The 15,456-nt window shown below is 62.4% G+C and carries 16 protein-coding genes; 12 read left to right on the top strand and 4 right to left on the bottom strand.

The features are described 5' to 3' along the window. Window positions 1-40 precede the first annotated feature (40 nt). From C8N42_RS03470 to C8N42_RS03460, 3 genes are read left to right on the top strand one after another with little or no spacing between them, the layout of a single operon-like run. On the top strand, window positions 41-1,285 hold the full coding sequence (locus C8N42_RS03470; protein ID WP_245889953.1) for an SAM-dependent methyltransferase: 1,245 nt from the start codon (window positions 41-43) through the stop codon (window positions 1,283-1,285). Between the two features lie 3 nt (window positions 1,286-1,288). Next, window positions 1,289-1,729, top strand: coding sequence for a TrgA family protein (locus C8N42_RS03465; protein WP_107815158.1), 441 nt, complete (start codon window positions 1,289-1,291; stop codon window positions 1,727-1,729). Next, window positions 1,726-2,592 (top strand): NUDIX domain-containing protein, encoded by an 867-nt coding sequence (locus C8N42_RS03460; protein ID WP_170109180.1) that lies wholly within the window; start codon window positions 1,726-1,728, stop codon window positions 2,590-2,592. Before C8N42_RS03465 ends, C8N42_RS03460 begins: the two co-directional genes overlap by 4 nt. A gap of 25 nt (window positions 2,593-2,617) precedes the next feature. On the opposite strand, the gene C8N42_RS03455 is transcribed toward C8N42_RS03460, so the two are convergent. From C8N42_RS03455 to cobA, 3 genes are all read right to left on the bottom strand, one after another. After that, on the bottom strand, window positions 2,618-3,838 hold the full coding sequence (locus tag C8N42_RS03455; protein WP_107815156.1) for an MFS transporter: 1,221 nt from the start codon (window positions 3,836-3,838) through the stop codon (window positions 2,618-2,620). 110 nt (window positions 3,839-3,948) lie between these two features. Next, window positions 3,949-5,217, bottom strand: coding sequence for a cobyrinic acid a,c-diamide synthase CobB (locus C8N42_RS03450; protein ID WP_107815155.1), 1,269 nt, complete (start codon window positions 5,215-5,217; stop codon window positions 3,949-3,951). Further along, window positions 5,217-6,074, bottom strand: coding sequence for a uroporphyrinogen-III C-methyltransferase (cobA, locus tag C8N42_RS03445; RefSeq protein ID WP_107815154.1), 858 nt, complete (start codon window positions 6,072-6,074; stop codon window positions 5,217-5,219). Before cobA ends, C8N42_RS03450 begins: the two co-directional genes overlap by 1 nt. Window positions 6,075-6,172: 98 nt before the next feature. Between cobA and C8N42_RS03440 the strand changes: the two genes are divergently transcribed. The 7 genes from C8N42_RS03440 (at window position 6,173) to C8N42_RS03415 (ending at window position 11,937) form a co-directional block, all read left to right on the top strand. Continuing rightward, complete coding sequence (locus C8N42_RS03440) at window positions 6,173-7,219, top strand: cobalt-precorrin-5B (C(1))-methyltransferase (protein ID WP_107815153.1); 1,047 nt, start codon at window positions 6,173-6,175, stop codon at window positions 7,217-7,219. After that, window positions 7,216-7,953 (top strand): precorrin-6A reductase, encoded by a 738-nt coding sequence (gene cobK / locus C8N42_RS03435; protein ID WP_107815152.1) that lies wholly within the window; start codon window positions 7,216-7,218, stop codon window positions 7,951-7,953. The genes C8N42_RS03440 and cobK overlap by 4 nt, the downstream gene beginning before the upstream one ends. A 15-nt stretch (window positions 7,954-7,968) precedes the next feature. Continuing rightward, the gene (locus C8N42_RS03430; protein ID WP_107815151.1) at window positions 7,969-8,592 is read left to right on the top strand and encodes a DNA-3-methyladenine glycosylase family protein; all 624 of its coding nucleotides are present in this window, start codon (window positions 7,969-7,971) and stop codon (window positions 8,590-8,592) included. 78 nt (window positions 8,593-8,670) lie between these two features. Beyond that, complete coding sequence (locus C8N42_RS03425; RefSeq protein WP_107815150.1) at window positions 8,671-9,339, top strand: alpha/beta hydrolase; 669 nt, start codon at window positions 8,671-8,673, stop codon at window positions 9,337-9,339. Window positions 9,340-9,494: 155 nt separating this feature from the next. Beyond that, window positions 9,495-9,620 (top strand): hypothetical protein, encoded by a 126-nt coding sequence (locus tag C8N42_RS22065; RefSeq protein ID WP_281261411.1) that lies wholly within the window; start codon window positions 9,495-9,497, stop codon window positions 9,618-9,620. Continuing rightward, window positions 9,592-11,217: an ABC-F family ATP-binding cassette domain-containing protein gene (locus C8N42_RS03420; protein ID WP_170109179.1), complete on the top strand. Its 1,626-nt coding sequence runs from the start codon at window positions 9,592-9,594 to the stop codon at window positions 11,215-11,217. The genes C8N42_RS22065 and C8N42_RS03420 overlap by 29 nt, the downstream gene beginning before the upstream one ends. 135 nt (window positions 11,218-11,352) lie before the next feature. Beyond that, window positions 11,353-11,937, top strand: a complete 585-nt coding sequence (locus tag C8N42_RS03415; RefSeq protein ID WP_107815148.1) for an HNH endonuclease — start codon at window positions 11,353-11,355, stop codon at window positions 11,935-11,937. 56 nt (window positions 11,938-11,993) lie between these two features. Here C8N42_RS03415 and C8N42_RS03410 read toward each other — a convergent pair whose 3' ends face one another. After that, window positions 11,994-12,944 carry a radical SAM protein gene (locus tag C8N42_RS03410; protein WP_107815147.1) on the bottom strand — a complete coding sequence of 317 codons (951 nt, stop codon included), beginning with the start codon at window positions 12,942-12,944 and terminating at the stop codon, window positions 11,994-11,996. 259 nt (window positions 12,945-13,203) lie between these two features. On the opposite strand from C8N42_RS03410, the gene zwf reads away from it, so the two are divergent. Next, window positions 13,204-14,658, top strand: a complete 1,455-nt coding sequence (zwf, locus tag C8N42_RS03405; protein ID WP_107815146.1) for a glucose-6-phosphate dehydrogenase — start codon at window positions 13,204-13,206, stop codon at window positions 14,656-14,658. Continuing rightward, a complete protein-coding gene (gene pgl, locus C8N42_RS03400; protein ID WP_107815145.1) occupies window positions 14,655-15,326 on the top strand; it encodes a 6-phosphogluconolactonase in 672 nt (223 codons plus the stop codon). Before zwf ends, pgl begins: the two co-directional genes overlap by 4 nt. The last annotated feature ends 130 nt before the right edge of the window (window positions 15,327-15,456 follow it).

Below are 15,456 nucleotides of genomic sequence, written 5' to 3'. Positions count from 1 at the left end.
TTAATCTGAGCCTTGTACGGCACAAGGTCAGGAGGCGCATATGCCCACGGATATGCAACAGGCCGGAGCACCGGTCCTCTTCACAAGCACCGAGGGGCAGAACGATCTGCCCCGCTATTTCCCGCAGGTTTTCGCCATGGCACGGGATATGGCCGCAGGGCGGCTGGATTTCGTTCTCCCCGACGGACGGGTATTTCGCGCCGAGGGGCGCGCACCGGGGCCGGTGGCGGAACTGCGCATTCATACGGACGATGTTTTCGCACGGCTGATCCGTGAGGGCGATCTGGGGTTTTGCGAGGATTATCTCGACGGCGGCTGGTCGACGCCGGACTTGCAGGCTTTCATGGATCTGTTGCACGCGGGTAATGACGATCTTTACGACGGCTTTCCCGGCATGGGGCTTTTGCGTGCCTTCGAGCGGCTCCGGCACTGGATGAACGCCAACACGCGCCGACAGGCAAAAAAGAACATCTCCTATCACTACGATCTGGGCAATGAATTCTACCGGCTCTGGCTCGATGACACGATGACCTATTCGTCGGCCCTGTTTACCAGCGGTCAGGAAAGCCTCGAAGAGGCGCAACGGGCGAAATACGCCTCCCTGATTGATGAAATGGGGGTGAAAGAGGGCGATCATGTGTTGGAGATTGGCTGCGGCTGGGGGGGCTTCGCGGAATATGCCGCAGGCGAGCGCGGGCTCAGGGTCACCGGGCTCACGATTTCCGAAGAGCAGTTCAAATTCGCCGCAGAGCGGATCAGGACAGCGGGCCTGTCGGATCGTGTCCAACTCAAATTGCAGGACTATCGCGATGAGCGCGGCCAGTATGACGGCATCGCCTCCATCGAGATGTTCGAGGCGGTGGGGGAGAAATACTGGCCGGTCTATTTCGACAAGCTGCGCGAATGCCTGAAACCCGGGGCAAATGCCACGCTCCAGATCATCACACTTCAGGACAAGCGCTTCGAGACCTATCGCAAATCCGTGGATTTCATCCAGAAATACATTTTTCCAGGCGGCATGTTGCCCAGCCCCTCGGCGCTGTGCGATCAGATCGACAAGGCGGGGCTGAGCTTCCGGCGCTCAAAGGAATTCGGCGAAAGCTACAGCCAGACCTTGCGGCGCTGGCATGAGACGTTCAACGCACAATGGCATCGGATCGAAGCCCTGGGTTTCGATGAGCGTTTCCGCAGGATGTGGAATTTTTACCTGACCTCTTGCGCGGGCGCCTTTCAGGGTGGAAACTGCGACGTAACGCAGATCACAATGACACGCCCGAGCAGGTAACAAATGCCCACAGCCGCCAAACTTGTCGCAGCCCTCTGGTTTGCCCTTTTGGCGTGGTTTTCCGCCGAACTGGTCAAGCCCTACCTGCCGGAGGGCACGCAGTTCGGGCTGTTTTCCTATATCACCGGGGTCATCGGCCTTCTGACCGGCTGGATTTTCCTCGGCAAGCGTGCGGGCGACACCATGGCGGCGGCGCTGAGTTACGGCGTCTCCGCTTCGGTGATCCTGACCTTCTGGGCGATCTTTTATTTTTCTTTCGAGACCATGATTCACCGCGCGCTCGACAAGCGCTACGGCGGGCCGACGGAGGCATTGATGGCGATGGTCGATCTGATGCGCGACAACGGCCTGCTGATACTGAAATGGGATGTGCTGATCGTGCTGATTGCGGGCGGTTTCTTTGGCGGTTGGCTGACTGAGAAGGCGGCGCGGACATGGTCGTGAGCGATCTTTTCGCCCCGCTGAAAGCGCGCTACAGCGCGGATCAGGTGAGCTTTCTGCGGGCCGTACTCGACGGGGATGAGCCTTTCCTGTCTCCGGCGCTGGTTGCGGCGGCGGCCGAGGAGGTCGTGCTCTACGAGGGCGAACGCGAGGTGGAGGAGTTGCGATCGCTGAGGTCCGCGATCTTCATCCGGGCCTGGGCGCGCCTGACGGCAGAAGCGGGCGAACGTCCGCGGGCCGAGGGCCGGGCCGATCTGTCACGGGAGGATGTGACGCTGATGTCGCGCGCCATTCCCTATACTCATTTCTTTGCGGTGGACGACAGCGTGCTGACCCATCGCCTGTTCGAGGGCGGCAGTTCGGATGTGATGACCCGCGCGGGCTTTCTCATGGCGGATGCGGCGACGGTTCTGCCCTATGACCCGGTGCGCGATCATGTGCTGGTGATCGAACAGTTCCGTTTCGGTCCCTATGCGCGCGGCGATCTCCGCCCTTGGATGCTGGAACCCATCGCGGGGCGGATCGACACCGGCGAAGGACCCGAGATCACCGCCCGGCGCGAGGCCGAGGAAGAGGCGGGAGTCGTCATCGGCGCGCTGCACAAGGTGGCAGAATATTATCCGTCGTCGGGGGCGGTCACCGAATATGTGACCTCTTACATCGGTATTGCCGACCTGCCGGAGAGCCTCGCCAAATCCGGCGGCGGCCTCGATCTCGAACATGAGGACATTGCCTCCTATGTGATCTCCTTCGAGCGGCTGATGGAGATGTGCGACGCGGGTCAACTCGACGTCGGCCCGCTTTACATGTCGGCTCTTTGGCTCGCCCGGCATCGGGAACGGTTGAGGGCGGAGGCGAAGATTTAAAGCCTTTCGCCAAAGGCTTTAGCGCTCAGCCGTTGCTCTTCGGCTGCATCCAGAGCCAGATCAGCGCCCCGCCCGCCAGTGTCAGGAACGGCACCATGGCAAGGTTCACCGCTTGCCAGCCGTCCTGTGCCGAACCGCCGGAACAGTTCATCAGCCCGCCGGAGGCAAGGGAGGCGAGCGTCACGCCGCCGAACACGATCAGGTCGTTCATGCCCTGCACCCGGCCCCGTTCCGAAGGTTCATGCGCCGAAGACAGCATCGCCGTCGCCCCGATGAACCCGAAGTTCCAGCCGATGCCCAACAGGATCAGAGCGACGAAGAAATTCTCAAGATCGACGCCGATCATGCCGGTGATCCCGGCGCAGGCGAGGATCACAAGCCCTGTCGCCATGATCCGTTCGACCCCGAATTTCGAAATCAGAAATCCGGTGAAAAACGACGGAACGAACATGGCGAGAACGTGGGCGGAGACAACATCGGCTGCCGTGTTCTGTTCGAAACCGCACCCGACAACCGCGAGCGGTGTCGAGGTCATCACAAGGTTCATCAGCGCGTAAGACACCATGGCGACGATGATCGCCACCGCCACGCGCGGGGTTTTCAAAAGCTCCATCCGGGAACGCCCGATCAGATGATGATGGGTCGAGACCGGCGGTTTCGGGATGTCGAGGAAAAGAAACAGCACAGAGCCGATCAGGTTGATCGCGATCACTGCCAGATAGGTGCCAAGAAAGGGCACGACCATGGCCTGCGATGTGACTTTCACAAGCTGTGGCCCGATGATGGCCGATGCCAGCCCGCCCGCCAGAACATAAGAAATCGCCTTGGGTTTGAACGCGTCGTCGGCGGTGTCGGTGGCGGCGAAGCGGAAAAAGCCCTGTGACGACTGGTAAACGCCGGTGAACAGCCCGCCGATGACGAAGAGCCAGAAATTCTGTTGCAACAGAGCATAAGCCCCGATGCCCGCGCCGATCGTACCCGCGCCGGTGCCGATCCAGAAGCCGACACGACGCCCCCAGCGCTGCATCGCGCCCGACAGGGGTGTCGCCGCGAGCATCGAGCCCAGAACGGTGGCCGAAATCGGCAGGGTGGCAAAGCAGAGATTGGTTGCCAGCGATTGCCCGGCAAGTCCCGCGATGGTGAAGATCATCGACATCTGCGCGCCGAGAAAGGCCTGCGCCATGACGAGGATCATCACATTGCGCCGGGCGCGTTGGGTGTCGGGGCTGAGGGCCGTGTCGGTCATGCGGTCGTGTCCGTGCGATCTGCGTGTCTTTGAATATGTTCTTTCAGCGTTTAGCGGCAGATGCGCGCTCTGAGAACCCGCGTTCTTCAAGGGGCGCTGTGCATCCGGGATCAGGCCCTGTCGATCAGATGCAGAAAGGAGCCTGCGACCGGGCCGGAGATCAGCCCCTGCGGACCCAGATCGGTGCCTTCGGCGTCACGCGCGGTGAAGAGCGGGTTGCCCTCGGTTTTGATGGTCGTGGCATAGTGAAATTCATGCGCCGCCCATGCTCCGGGGAAAGGACCGCCCAAGGCCTCGGCATGGCGATAGCCGAGATGCAGTTTGCGCGCGGCGAAAGAGGTTTCGAGCCGCAACAGCCCGGCCATCTTGTGCCGCTCCCCGTCCTTGTCGATCAACCCATCGCCCAGCACCATGTAGCCCCCGCATTCCCCGTAGACCCGGCGGCGTGCTGCGGCTTCGCGCAGACCTTGAAGGAAAGTATGATTGGCGGCGAGCCGTCCGGCGTGCAGTTCCGGATAACCGCCGGGCAAATAAACCAGATCGACGGGCGGCGGGGCCTGATCGGTCAATGGCGAGAAAAATCGGATTTCCGCCCCCTGCGCCCGCCAGTCGGACAGAAGATGCGGGTAGGCAAAGGCGAAAGCCTCATCCTGTGCGACCGCAATGCTTTGTGCAGGTGGCGGGCAACGCGGGGTCTGTGCCGCGGTGGGCAAGGCTGTGGCAAGGCTCTGCAACAGATCGAGATCGAGCGCGGCCTCGACCGCCTCGGCGGCAGCGTCGAGAAAACTGTCGAGATCGGGCCGCTCCCCCGCCTGCACAAGCCCGAGATGCCGGTCGGGATGGGTCAGCGCCGTGCTGCGGGGCAGCGCGCCGATCAGCGGGATATTCAGGGGCGCCAGCGCGCGGCTGAGCATTTCCGTGTGGCGCGGGGAGCCGACCTTGTTGAGGATCACGCCCGCGATTTTCACGTGTGAATCCTGTCCCGCAAACCCCGCGACGAGCGGCGCGACGGAACCCGCCATGCGGGAGGCGTCCACGACCAGAATGACGGGGAGTTCAAAAAGCCGTGCGAGATCGGCACAGGCGCCCTTGCCCTCGGGCGGTGCGCCGTCGAACAGCCCCATCGCGCCCTCGATCACCAAAAGCCCGTCGCCGGACGCAAGGCTTGTAAGCCGCGCAGGGTCCATCGCCCAAGGATCGAGATTGACGCAAGGCGCGCCACAGGCCGCCTCGTGAAAGCGCGGGTCGATGTAATCGGGGCCGGATTTCGCACCGCGCACATCCACCCCGCGCCGGGTGAGCGCGCGCAGAATGCCGAGGGTGACGGTGGTTTTTCCCGATCCAGACGACGGGGCGGCAATCAGGAAACCGCACCCCATCACGTCTGCTCGGCGGGTTTGCCACGTCCCAGCGGATCGAGATTACGCGGGGCCTCGCCGCGCATCAACGCCTGCCAGTCGAGCACCTGTCGCATCAGCACGGAGCGCCCGACACAGATGATCGCGGGCGGCTCAAGCCCGGCCGCGGCAATGTCCCCGACCATTTGCCCCAGCGTGGTCTCAAGCACCTGTTGCTCGGGCAATGTGGCCTGTGAAACGACGGCGACGGGTTCGTCTGCGGGCCGTCCGGCTTGTAGCAACCCGTCGCGGATGGTCGGGGCGTGTTTCATGCCCATGTAGATCACCAGAACGCCCGAAGCGCGCGACAGGGCCTCCCAATCGAGGCTTTTCGTTGCCTCGCCCGTCTGGTCATGGCCGGTGACGAAGCTCACGGACTGGTTGACGTCGCGATGGGTGACCGGAATGCCCGCATAGGCCAGCCCGCCGATCCCTGCCGATATTCCCGGCACGATGCGCACCGGCACGCCATGCTGAATGAGCGTTTGCGCCTCTTCGCCGCCACGCCCGAAGACGAAAGGATCGCCCCCCTTGAGCCGCAACACGCGCTTGCCCGCCCGCGCCAGATCGACCAGTTGCAGGGAAATATCCGCCTGTTTCGCGGAGGGCTTGCCGCCACGTTTTCCGGCATAGATCAGTTCGGTGCCCTCGGGCGCCCAGCTCAGGATGTCCTGACCGACAAGGGCATCATAGACGATGACATCGGCCTGCCGCAGCGCGTTGATCGCATGGAGTGTCAAAAGCCCCGGATCGCCCGGACCCGCACCACAGAGCCAGACCCAACCGGGTTCGAGAGCGGGCCAATCGCCCGAAGGGAGGGAGAGCGTCGATTCTGTCATATCCGTTTTATGACGAAGGGCGGGGCTTGGGGGAAGCCTCATTGAGACCGGACTTTCCGACTGGCACAGGACCGGCGGCTCGCTTATCGTGCCGGGCGATGACCGGGACCACTTCCAAACCTCTGCGCCGTGGTTGGACCACGGGGGCCTGTGCGACGGCGGCGACGCGCGCGGCGCTGATGGCGCTGTGGGGCGAGGGGTTCCCGGACAAGGTGCGGATCACCTTGCCGAAGGGCGAGCGGCCCGAATTTGTGCTGTCCCATCGCGCCGAGGGGCAGGGTTGGGCCGAAGCGGGTGTGATCAAGGATGCGGGTGACGATCCGGACGTGACGCACGGTGCGGAGATTCGGGCACGGGTCTGTGTCTCCGAGGGCGGTGTGGTGTTTCGCGCGGGCGAGGGGGTCGGCACGGTGACGAAACCAGGCCTGCCGATCCCGCCGGGGGAACCTGCGATCAACCCGGTGCCGCGCGAGATGATGGCCGGGCAGGTGGCCGAAATGGCGAAACGTCTCGGGCAACGCGCGGATGTGGAGATTACCGTGTCGATCCCCGGCGGTGAAGATATTGCGTTGAAGACATGGAACCCGCGTCTGGGCATTCGCGGCGGGCTTTCGGTTTTGGGCACCACGGGCATTGTGCGACCGTTTTCCTGCGCGGCCTGGATCGCCTCGATCCAGCGCGGGGTGGATGTGGCCCGCGCCGAGGGGCTTTGCCATGTGGCGGGCTGCACCGGGGCGACTTCGGAGCGCGTGGTGCGTGGGCTGTATGGTCTGCCGGAGGGGGCGATGCTCGATATGGGGGATTTCGCGGGCGGCATGCTGAAATACCTCATGAAACACCCGGTGCCGCGCGTCACACTCGGGGGCGGTATCGGCAAGATCGCGAAACTGGCGCAGGGGGAGATGGACCTGCATTCGAAACGCTCGCAGGTCGACAAGGCCTATTGGGCACAGGAGATGGGCGACCCGGATCTTGTGCATTGCAACACGGCGCTGGAGATTTACGACCGTCTGGGGGCTGACTTTGCCGCGCGTGTGGCGCAAAAGGCCCTGGAACAGGTCGGGGCACGGTTCGGCGGGCGGGGTTGCGCCTTTGATATCGTGGTGATCGACCGCAAGGGTTTGATAATAGGACGGGCAGAATGATCCTCTTACTCGCAGGCACCACTGAAGCGCGCAATCTCGCAGGGCATCTTGCCTCTTCGGGGTTGAAGGCCGTGGCCTCTCTGGCCGGAGTGACCGAGGAGCCGTTGGCCTATCCGGTCGAGACCCGCACGGGTGGGTTCGGCGGCGAAGAGGGCTTTCGCAGTTATTTGCGGGCGGCGGGCATTACGGCGGTGATCGACGCGACGCATCCGTTCGCAGAGGCGATCACCACGCGCACCGCCCGGATTTGTCTTGAGCTGGGCCTGCCGTACCTTCGCTATGAGCGCAAAATCTGGCGCTCTCAACCCGGCGATGCCTGGCATCATATCGACAGCTACGAGGCGCTGCCCGACATGATCCCGACGGGTGCGCGGGTGTTTCTGGCCACCGGGCGGCAAAGCCTCGACCGGATCGGGCCACTTTTGCCGGGACGGCATCTGATCTGCCGGGTGATCGACACGCCGACGGAGCCATTCCCCTATGAGGGGGAATGGGTCGTAGGACGGCCACCGTTTTCCGAGACCGAGGAAACTGCCTTGTTCCAGAGGCTCGAACCCGATTTTCTCGTTGTGAAAAATGCGGGCGGAACGGGGCGCGGCAAACTGGATGCGGCGCGAAGCCTCGGTATCCCCACTGCGATGATCGCCCGCCCGCCTGCACCCGAAGGTGTGGACCGGCGCGAGCAGTTGCTTGATGCGCTGGAATGGGCCGAAACCCACGGCGACACCTTCTGAGCGGGGAGGGACAGGATGCGGATCATCGTCTGTGATGCGGATGTAGCGGAAGGCGCCGCACATCTTGCAGCTTGCGAACCGCGGTTCGCCCATGCTTTGAGCCTCACCGGGACATTACCGCTCAGGCGACGCAAGGACGGGTTCGAGGAGCTTCTCGGCGCCATCGTCAGCCAACAGATCTCGGTGGCCGCGGCCAATGGCATCTGGCGGCGCTTGCGGGACGCGAAACTGACCGGTCCGCGCAAGGTGCTTTGGGCGACGGAAGAGGACTTGCGGGCCTGTGGTTTGTCGCGGCAAAAGGTGCGTTATGCCAAGGCGCTGGCGGAGGCACGGATCGACTATAAAGCGCTGCGCAGCGCCCCGACGGAGGACGTCGTGTCGATCCTCACGGAAGTGCCGGGGATCGGCGTCTGGACCGCTGAAATCTATGCCATGTTTTCTCTGGGGCACGCCGATGTCTTTGCGCCGGGCGATCTGGCCTTGCAGGAAGCCGCGCGTCTGTTGTTCGATCTTCCCGAACGCCCGAAAGAGCGTGCCCTTCGCCAGATGGCCGAAGACTGGTCGCCCTGGCGGTCGGTCGCGGCACGGGTGCTCTGGGCCTATTACCGGGTGGCGAAACAACGCGAAGGGGTGCGGTGAGCATGGTTGCGGGGCTGACGCTTTGTGCTTACAGCTTGGCGAACCGATGTGAAACGCTGACAAATCGAGGGGCCACGCATGAGCGATCTGACCAACCACAAACGCGACAGTCTGTCGGGGCGCACCAGTTCCGCCGTGGTTTTCCTGCATGGCTACGGGGCAGATGGCAACGACCTTCTGGGGCTTGCGGACCCGCTGGGCGAGCATCTGCCCGACACGATGTTCTTTGCGCCCGATGCGCCCGAGGTCTGCACTGGAAATCCGATGGGGTTTCAATGGTTCCCGATCCCGTGGATCGACGGCTCCACGGAAGAGGAATCGCGCAATGGTATGCTGCGCGCGGTCGATGAGCTGAACGATTATCTCGACAATCTCATGGTGGATTACGGCTTCGAGGCCGATCAGATCGCGTTGGTGGGGTTTTCGCAGGGCACGATGATGTCGCTCCATGTGGCGCCTCGCCGCGAAGAGGCCTTTGCCTGTGTCGTCGGCTTTTCCGGCCGGCTGCTCGCTCCGGAGATGCTTGCCGATGAGACGAAGGTCAGGATGCCGGTCCTGTTGCTGCATGGCGATCAGGACGAGGTTGTGCCGCCGCACTCCATGCCGGAGGCGGGCCAGGCGTTGCAGGAGGCAGGTTTCGAGACCTACGCCCATATCATGCGCGGCATGGGCCACGGGATTTCACCCGACGGGCTCGGCGTCGCGCTGGCGTTCTTGCGGGAAAAACTGGGTTACGAGGCGGGATGAGGTAAGGGGCTTGCGCGGCATGAGCGGAAAAATGGCAAAAGTTAGTCTTGTATGCGCTTTTTTCGCCAGATGATGAGCGAGACCTCTTGACCCTGCACCTTCGGGTGTTACCTAATTCATACATAGCTTAGGAGGGCTGACCTATGGACATTCTCATGACAACCGCACTCGCCTTGATCGCAACCGGTGTCGTGGTGGCCTATGCTCTCCTGTCCCAGCGTCCGACTGAGGAATATCTCCCTGTCCGCATCCGTGCTGAGGACCGCAAACGCAAGCTCTGAGCTTGCCGCCCCTCGCACCGGTTTTGATCTGACCCTCGGGCCCGGTGTGACCGGGCTTGTCGGGCGCAACGGATCGGGAAAATCCTCGCTTCTCAAATTCATTGCAGGGTCCATCGGGACCATTGACACAGGTGATTTGTCTGTGACGGGGCCCGTGACAGGCGAGGTGTCTTTGTCCGGCCCGGTGTCCGGTCCCGCGCGTCTGCTCGATCAGTCTCCCGATCCCGCCTTGCGTCTGTGCGATCTGTTCGGTTGCACAGAGGCTTGGGCCGATCTCAAACGTGCCCTTGCCGGGGAGGCCACGCTTGGGACTTTCGATGCGGTCGACTGGACGCTGGAAGACCGGATGGTGGCGCAGCTCAACCGGTTCGGCCTGTCGGAGATGACGCCCGAGCGCCATCTTGGCACGCTGTCGGGCGGTCAGCAATTGCGCGCTGCGCTGGCCGCACTGTTTTTCGATCCGCCGGAGATTTTGCTTTTGGATGAGCCGACGAATGCGCTCGACACGGAGGCGCGAGAGGGTCTTGCGGAAGCATTGAAGGCGCATCGCGGGCTGGCGCTGATCGCGAGCCACGATCGGGCGTTGCTGGAAGAGATGGATCGGATCGTCTCGCTGGAACCCGACGGGTCGGTCGCGGTTTTCGGGGGCGGCTGGTCGGTGTTTCATGCCGCACGGGAGACGGAGCGGGCGCGGCTGGAGACCGAGGCGGAGAAGGCCGGGCGGGCGCTGCGCCAGCATCAGGCGCAAAGCGAGGAGGCCGCCGCACGCCAGGCCCGGCGCGCGCGTCAGGGCAGGGCGTTGCGGGACGGTTCGCAATCGAAAATGCTTCTGGACAAGGCGAAGGAAGGGGCGGAAGGCGCGGCCGGAGGACGGCTGCGCGCCTCGGCTCGGCGCGGTGAGAGTTTGTTGGCGGCGCAAACGGCGGTACTCAAACGGATCGAGCGTGTGACCCCGGTGGCGATGGCCTTTCCGCAAATTTCTCTGCCCGCCAGCAAACAGGTTCTCGATCTGCATGACGCGGTGTTTGCCGTGGGCGGTCACCGGATCGGACCGATCACCCTGACCATCACCGGCCCACAGCGTCTGGCGCTGCTTGGGCCGAACGGCGCGGGGAAATCGACGCTCCTGCGCGGCATCGCCGGGGAGATTGCGCCACTGTCGGGAGAGGTGCATCGTCCGGTGACCAGCGCCCGGCTCGACCAGACGGGCGGGCTCGAAGGGCCGGGCAGCTTGCTGGACGCCGCACAGGCAGAGCATCCGAACCTCGCCCCCTCCGAGATTCGCAGCGCACTGGCACAGGCCGGGTTTCGTGGCGATGCGGCGCTCAAACCGGCGAAGGTGCTGTCTGGTGGCGAGCGGTTGCGCGCAGCCATCGCACTTCTGGGCGCGGGGAGCGATCCCGCGCCGCTTCTGCTTCTGGATGAGCCGACGAACCATCTCGATCTCGACGCTCTGGAGGCACTGGAGGTGGGGCTGACCGGGTGGCGAGGCGCGCTGATCGTGGTCAGCCACGATGCGCATTTTCTGCGGAAACTGGATATTTCGGAGACGTTCTGCCTGAAATCGCGTCACATGCCCGTCATGAAAGCCCTGTAAAGACCGAGGCGAGGATTTCGCATATTCTGAGGCTTGTCAGGTCAAAGCCGCGATATATAGTGAATCAAGAGATGTGGGACGGGTCGTCCCGTCCCGCCAGCACGTAAGTTGAGCAGGACGAGGATCGGTGCACCCATGGATGGAGACTTCAGGACACATTTCGTCAGGGAACCCAATGCGGGCAAGGCGCATCCGGCGCTTGTGTTGAACGCGGATTATCGGCCGCTCTCCTACTACCCACTGTCGCTCTGGCCCTGGCAAGAGGCGATCAAGGCGGTCTTCCTCGACAGGGTGGACATCGTGGCGGAATATGACGACTTTGTCCATTCGCCGAGTTGCAGGATCCGCATCCCCTCGGTCGTCGTCCTCAAGGATTATGTCAAACCTCAAAAGCGCGTGGCCTTCACGCGCTTTAATTTGTTTTTGCGGGACGAATTCCGTTGCCAGTATTGCGGCTCAAAAGGCGATCTGACCTTTGATCATGTGATCCCGCGGGCGCGGGGCGGCATCACCAGTTGGGAAAACATCGTGGCGGCCTGCGTGCCCTGCAATCTGCGCAAAGGCTCGAAATCGCTGAAACAGGCTGGGATGAACCTGAGAAAGCCGCCGCGTGCGCCGGGAGCCGAGGAGCTCAAGAACATGGGCCGCAAATTCCCGCCGCACCACCTGCACGAAAGCTGGATCGACTTTCTCTATTGGGACGCTGAGTTGGACATGTGAGCCTTCGGGGCTTTTCTGATGGCCCAAATACTCAAATTCCGCGCGATGAAACGCAATCACGCGGAGCAGGACGCCCCGCCCAGAACGCAGAATTTCGCGCAATGCGGATGATTGAGCGACACCGCGCCCATGGCCCCCTCAAGTGTCGGCCCGAGGTCGAAGGCCTCTTCATAAGGCAACAGTGTGCAGGCGACGACCGAAGGTGAGCGTCCCTTGTGTTTCACCACCATACGCTGCGCGGCACACATGATGTCCGACGGATTTTTGCCAAGGATGCCCCAACAGGCCGTGGTGATCTCCGGCACCTCGACCGACATATCCATCTCTGGGAAAATCACGGTTTTTGCCGGGTGGTTTGCGTCGATCTCATACCCCCGTTCCGTATAAAGCGCTGCAAAACCGGCGCGGGTTTCGGCCTCCGTCTCATGCCAGAGCGACCGGGCCGCCACGGTCATCGCGATGCCGTTGTCGCGCAGCCAGTCCATGCCCGCCAGCGTGATTGCAAACGCCCCCGCGCCACGCATCTCATCATGGTGCCCTGCCGTGAAATGATCGAGGGAAATGCGCAGGGTGAGCTGGTCGGGAAATTCCGTGTTCAGCGTCGAAAGGGCGGACTGCACCGAAGGCCGCTGCATCGGACGCATGGCGTTGGTGAGGAGCAGAACCTCATAGCCGCGTGCGAGGGCTGCGCGCAACATTTCGGGCATGTCCGGGTTCATGAAGGGTTCGCCACCGGTAAAGCCGATCTCGCGCGGGCGCATGTCCATGCTGTCCAGTTCGTCGAGATAGGTCACCACTTCCGCCGTGGTGAGATAGGCCAGTGCATCGTTGGTGGGCGAACTGTCGATATAACAATTCACGCAGGCGATGTTGCACAGTGTGCCGGTGTTGAACCACAGGGTCTCCAACCGTTCCAGCGCCACACGGGCGCGCGGCTCGCCCTTGGCCGTTACCCTCGGGTCGATGAATTTTCCTGTGTTGGCAACAGATTGGCTGTGATCTTTCATCGCTCATGTCTTCCAGGCGGAGTGGGTAATCGCAGAATAGGCGCTCGCCTGCGTGGTGAAAAGGTCTCACTTTTATGCACAGCTATGTCGTGAAACAGAAATTGTCCGGATCGGCACTTGAGAGGTGGCGCGGCGATGCTAGACTTCTGCGCAACAAGGCGTTACGAGGATGATCGTTAGCGCTAACGATCAAAGCGCTGTGAGACATGGAAGCGGGACGCTTTCGGCTCAGAGGCTGCAACGCGAAAGGAACACAGTCATGGTGTCACGCGTCATTCCGGTCGACGATTTCGACCTCGTGATTTTCGGAGGCACGGGGGATCTGGCGCGCCGGAAAATCCTGCCGGGGCTCTATCGCCGTTTCTGTGCCGGGCAGATGCCGGAAACCGCCCGCATCATCGGCGCGGCCCGTTCCGAACACGACACGGAAGAGTTCCGCCGCATCGTGCGTGAGGCAATCCTTGAGTTTTCCTCGAAACACAGTTGCGACGAGGCGCTGATCGGCGACTTCCTCAAACGACTCGATTACGTGCAGGTCGATGCCCGTGGCGAGGAAGGGTGGAACGCGCTCAAGGAGATGATGCGCGAAGACGTGATCAAGGCTTATTATTTCTCTGTCGCGCCCTCGCTTTTCGGTGATATTGCGGAACGGCTGATGAGCCATGGCATCGCTGATGACAAGGCGCGGATCGTGGTCGAGAAACCCTTTGGCCGCGATCTTGCCAGTGCCAAGGCGCTGAACCGCGATCTCGCGAAACATTTCGACGAGACGCAGATTTACCGCATCGACCATTACCTCGGCAAAGAGACGGTGCAGAACCTCATGGCGGTGCGGTTCGGCAACATCCTGTTCGAGCCCTTGTGGAATTCGCAATACGTCGATCACATCCAGATCACCGTGGCCGAAACCGTCGGTGTCGGCGGGCGGGGCGAATATTACGACCGCTCGGGCGCCATGCGCGACATGGTGCAAAACCACCTGATGCAGCTTTTGTGCCTGATCGCGATGGAACCACCCTCGCGTTTTGATCCCGACGCGGTGCGCGACGAAAAGCTCAAGGTGATCCGCGCACTCGAACCCATCGACCATCACCATATCGTGCGGGGCCAATATGAGGCGACGGACACGGAACCCTCCTACCGTGAGGATGCGGGCGACCCGCGCTCGCGCACCGAAAGTTTCATTGCGCTGCGCTGCATGATTTCCAACTGGCGGTGGGCGGGCACACCGTTCTTTCTGCGCACCGGCAAGAAGCTCAAGGCGCGCAATTCCGAGATTGCCGTGGTGTTCAAGGATGCGCCGCATTCGATCTTTGGCGAGGAGGCGGGGCGGCACGCCAATCTTCTGTCGATCCGCCTGCAACCCAACGAGGGCATGACGCTCAAGGTGACGATCAAGGAACCGGGACCGGGGGGGATGCGCCTCATCGACGTACCGCTCGATATGTCCTTTGCCGAGGCCTTGGGCGAAGATGCCGAAGAGATCACCGATGCCTACGAGCGCCTCATCATGGATGTGATCCGGGGCAACCAGACGCTGTTCATGCGCGGCGACGAGGTGGAGGCGGCCTGGGCCTGGACCGATCCGCTCATTGAAAGCTGGGAAGCGCGCGGAGATGTGCCGAAACCCTACGAGGCCTATTCCTCGGGTCCCGAAGAAGCGGCGATCATGCTACACCGTGAGGGTCGACGCTGGCGGGAGATCAAGGGATGAGACTGATCGAATATCCTGATCGTGAGGTGATGCTTCTAAATCTCGCGAACAAGATTGCGGGTGAGTTGCGCACTGCGCTTGAGGTTGAGGAGCGGGTGAGCTTCTGTGTGCCGGGCGGCACGACGCCGGGGCCGGTGTTCGACATCCTGTCGGGTGTGTCGCTCGACTGGGACCGGGTGGACGTTCTGCTGAATGACGAACGCTGGGTACCGGAAAGCTCTGAGCGCTCGAACACCGCGCTTTTGAAGAAGCGGCTTCTGGTCGGGCAGGCGGCAAAGGCGCGGCTCGTTCCGCTTCATGCCGATGTGCCGACGCCGGAAGAGGGGCTGCCGGGTCTGATGCCAGCGGTCGAGGCGGTTTTGCCGCTCAATGTTCTGCTTCTGGGCATGGGGACGGATATGCACACGGCCAGCCTCTTTCCCGGCGCCGATCAACTGGAGTTAGGGCTTTCCGATGACGCGCCGACACTTCTGGCGATGCGCGCGTCCGGCGCACCGGAACCGCGGATCACCTTGTCTGCGAGAGCGTTGAAAACCGCGATTTCGACTCACATTCTGATCACGGGTGCGGAGAAACGCATTGCGCTGGAAACGGCGGAGGATTTGTCGCCTTTGGACGCTCCCGTAGCCGCTTTTCTGCCCGAAGCGACGGTGCATTGGGCGCCCTGAGACAGGGCAACTGTCAAAGCACAGAAATTTCTTCTTTTCACAGGAAGGTTTAGTGTCTCCGAAACAATTCGGATATAAGCGGGGAGAAAGAACCGGGCTGACAGCCATGTCGGCCCGATCCGCCGAAAGG

Origin of the sequence: Celeribacter persicus, assembly GCF_003050785.1 — a bacterium.
Lineage (GTDB): Bacteria > Pseudomonadota > Alphaproteobacteria > Rhodobacterales > Rhodobacteraceae > Celeribacter > Celeribacter persicus.
This window is presented reverse-complemented; position numbering and strand designations above follow the sequence as displayed.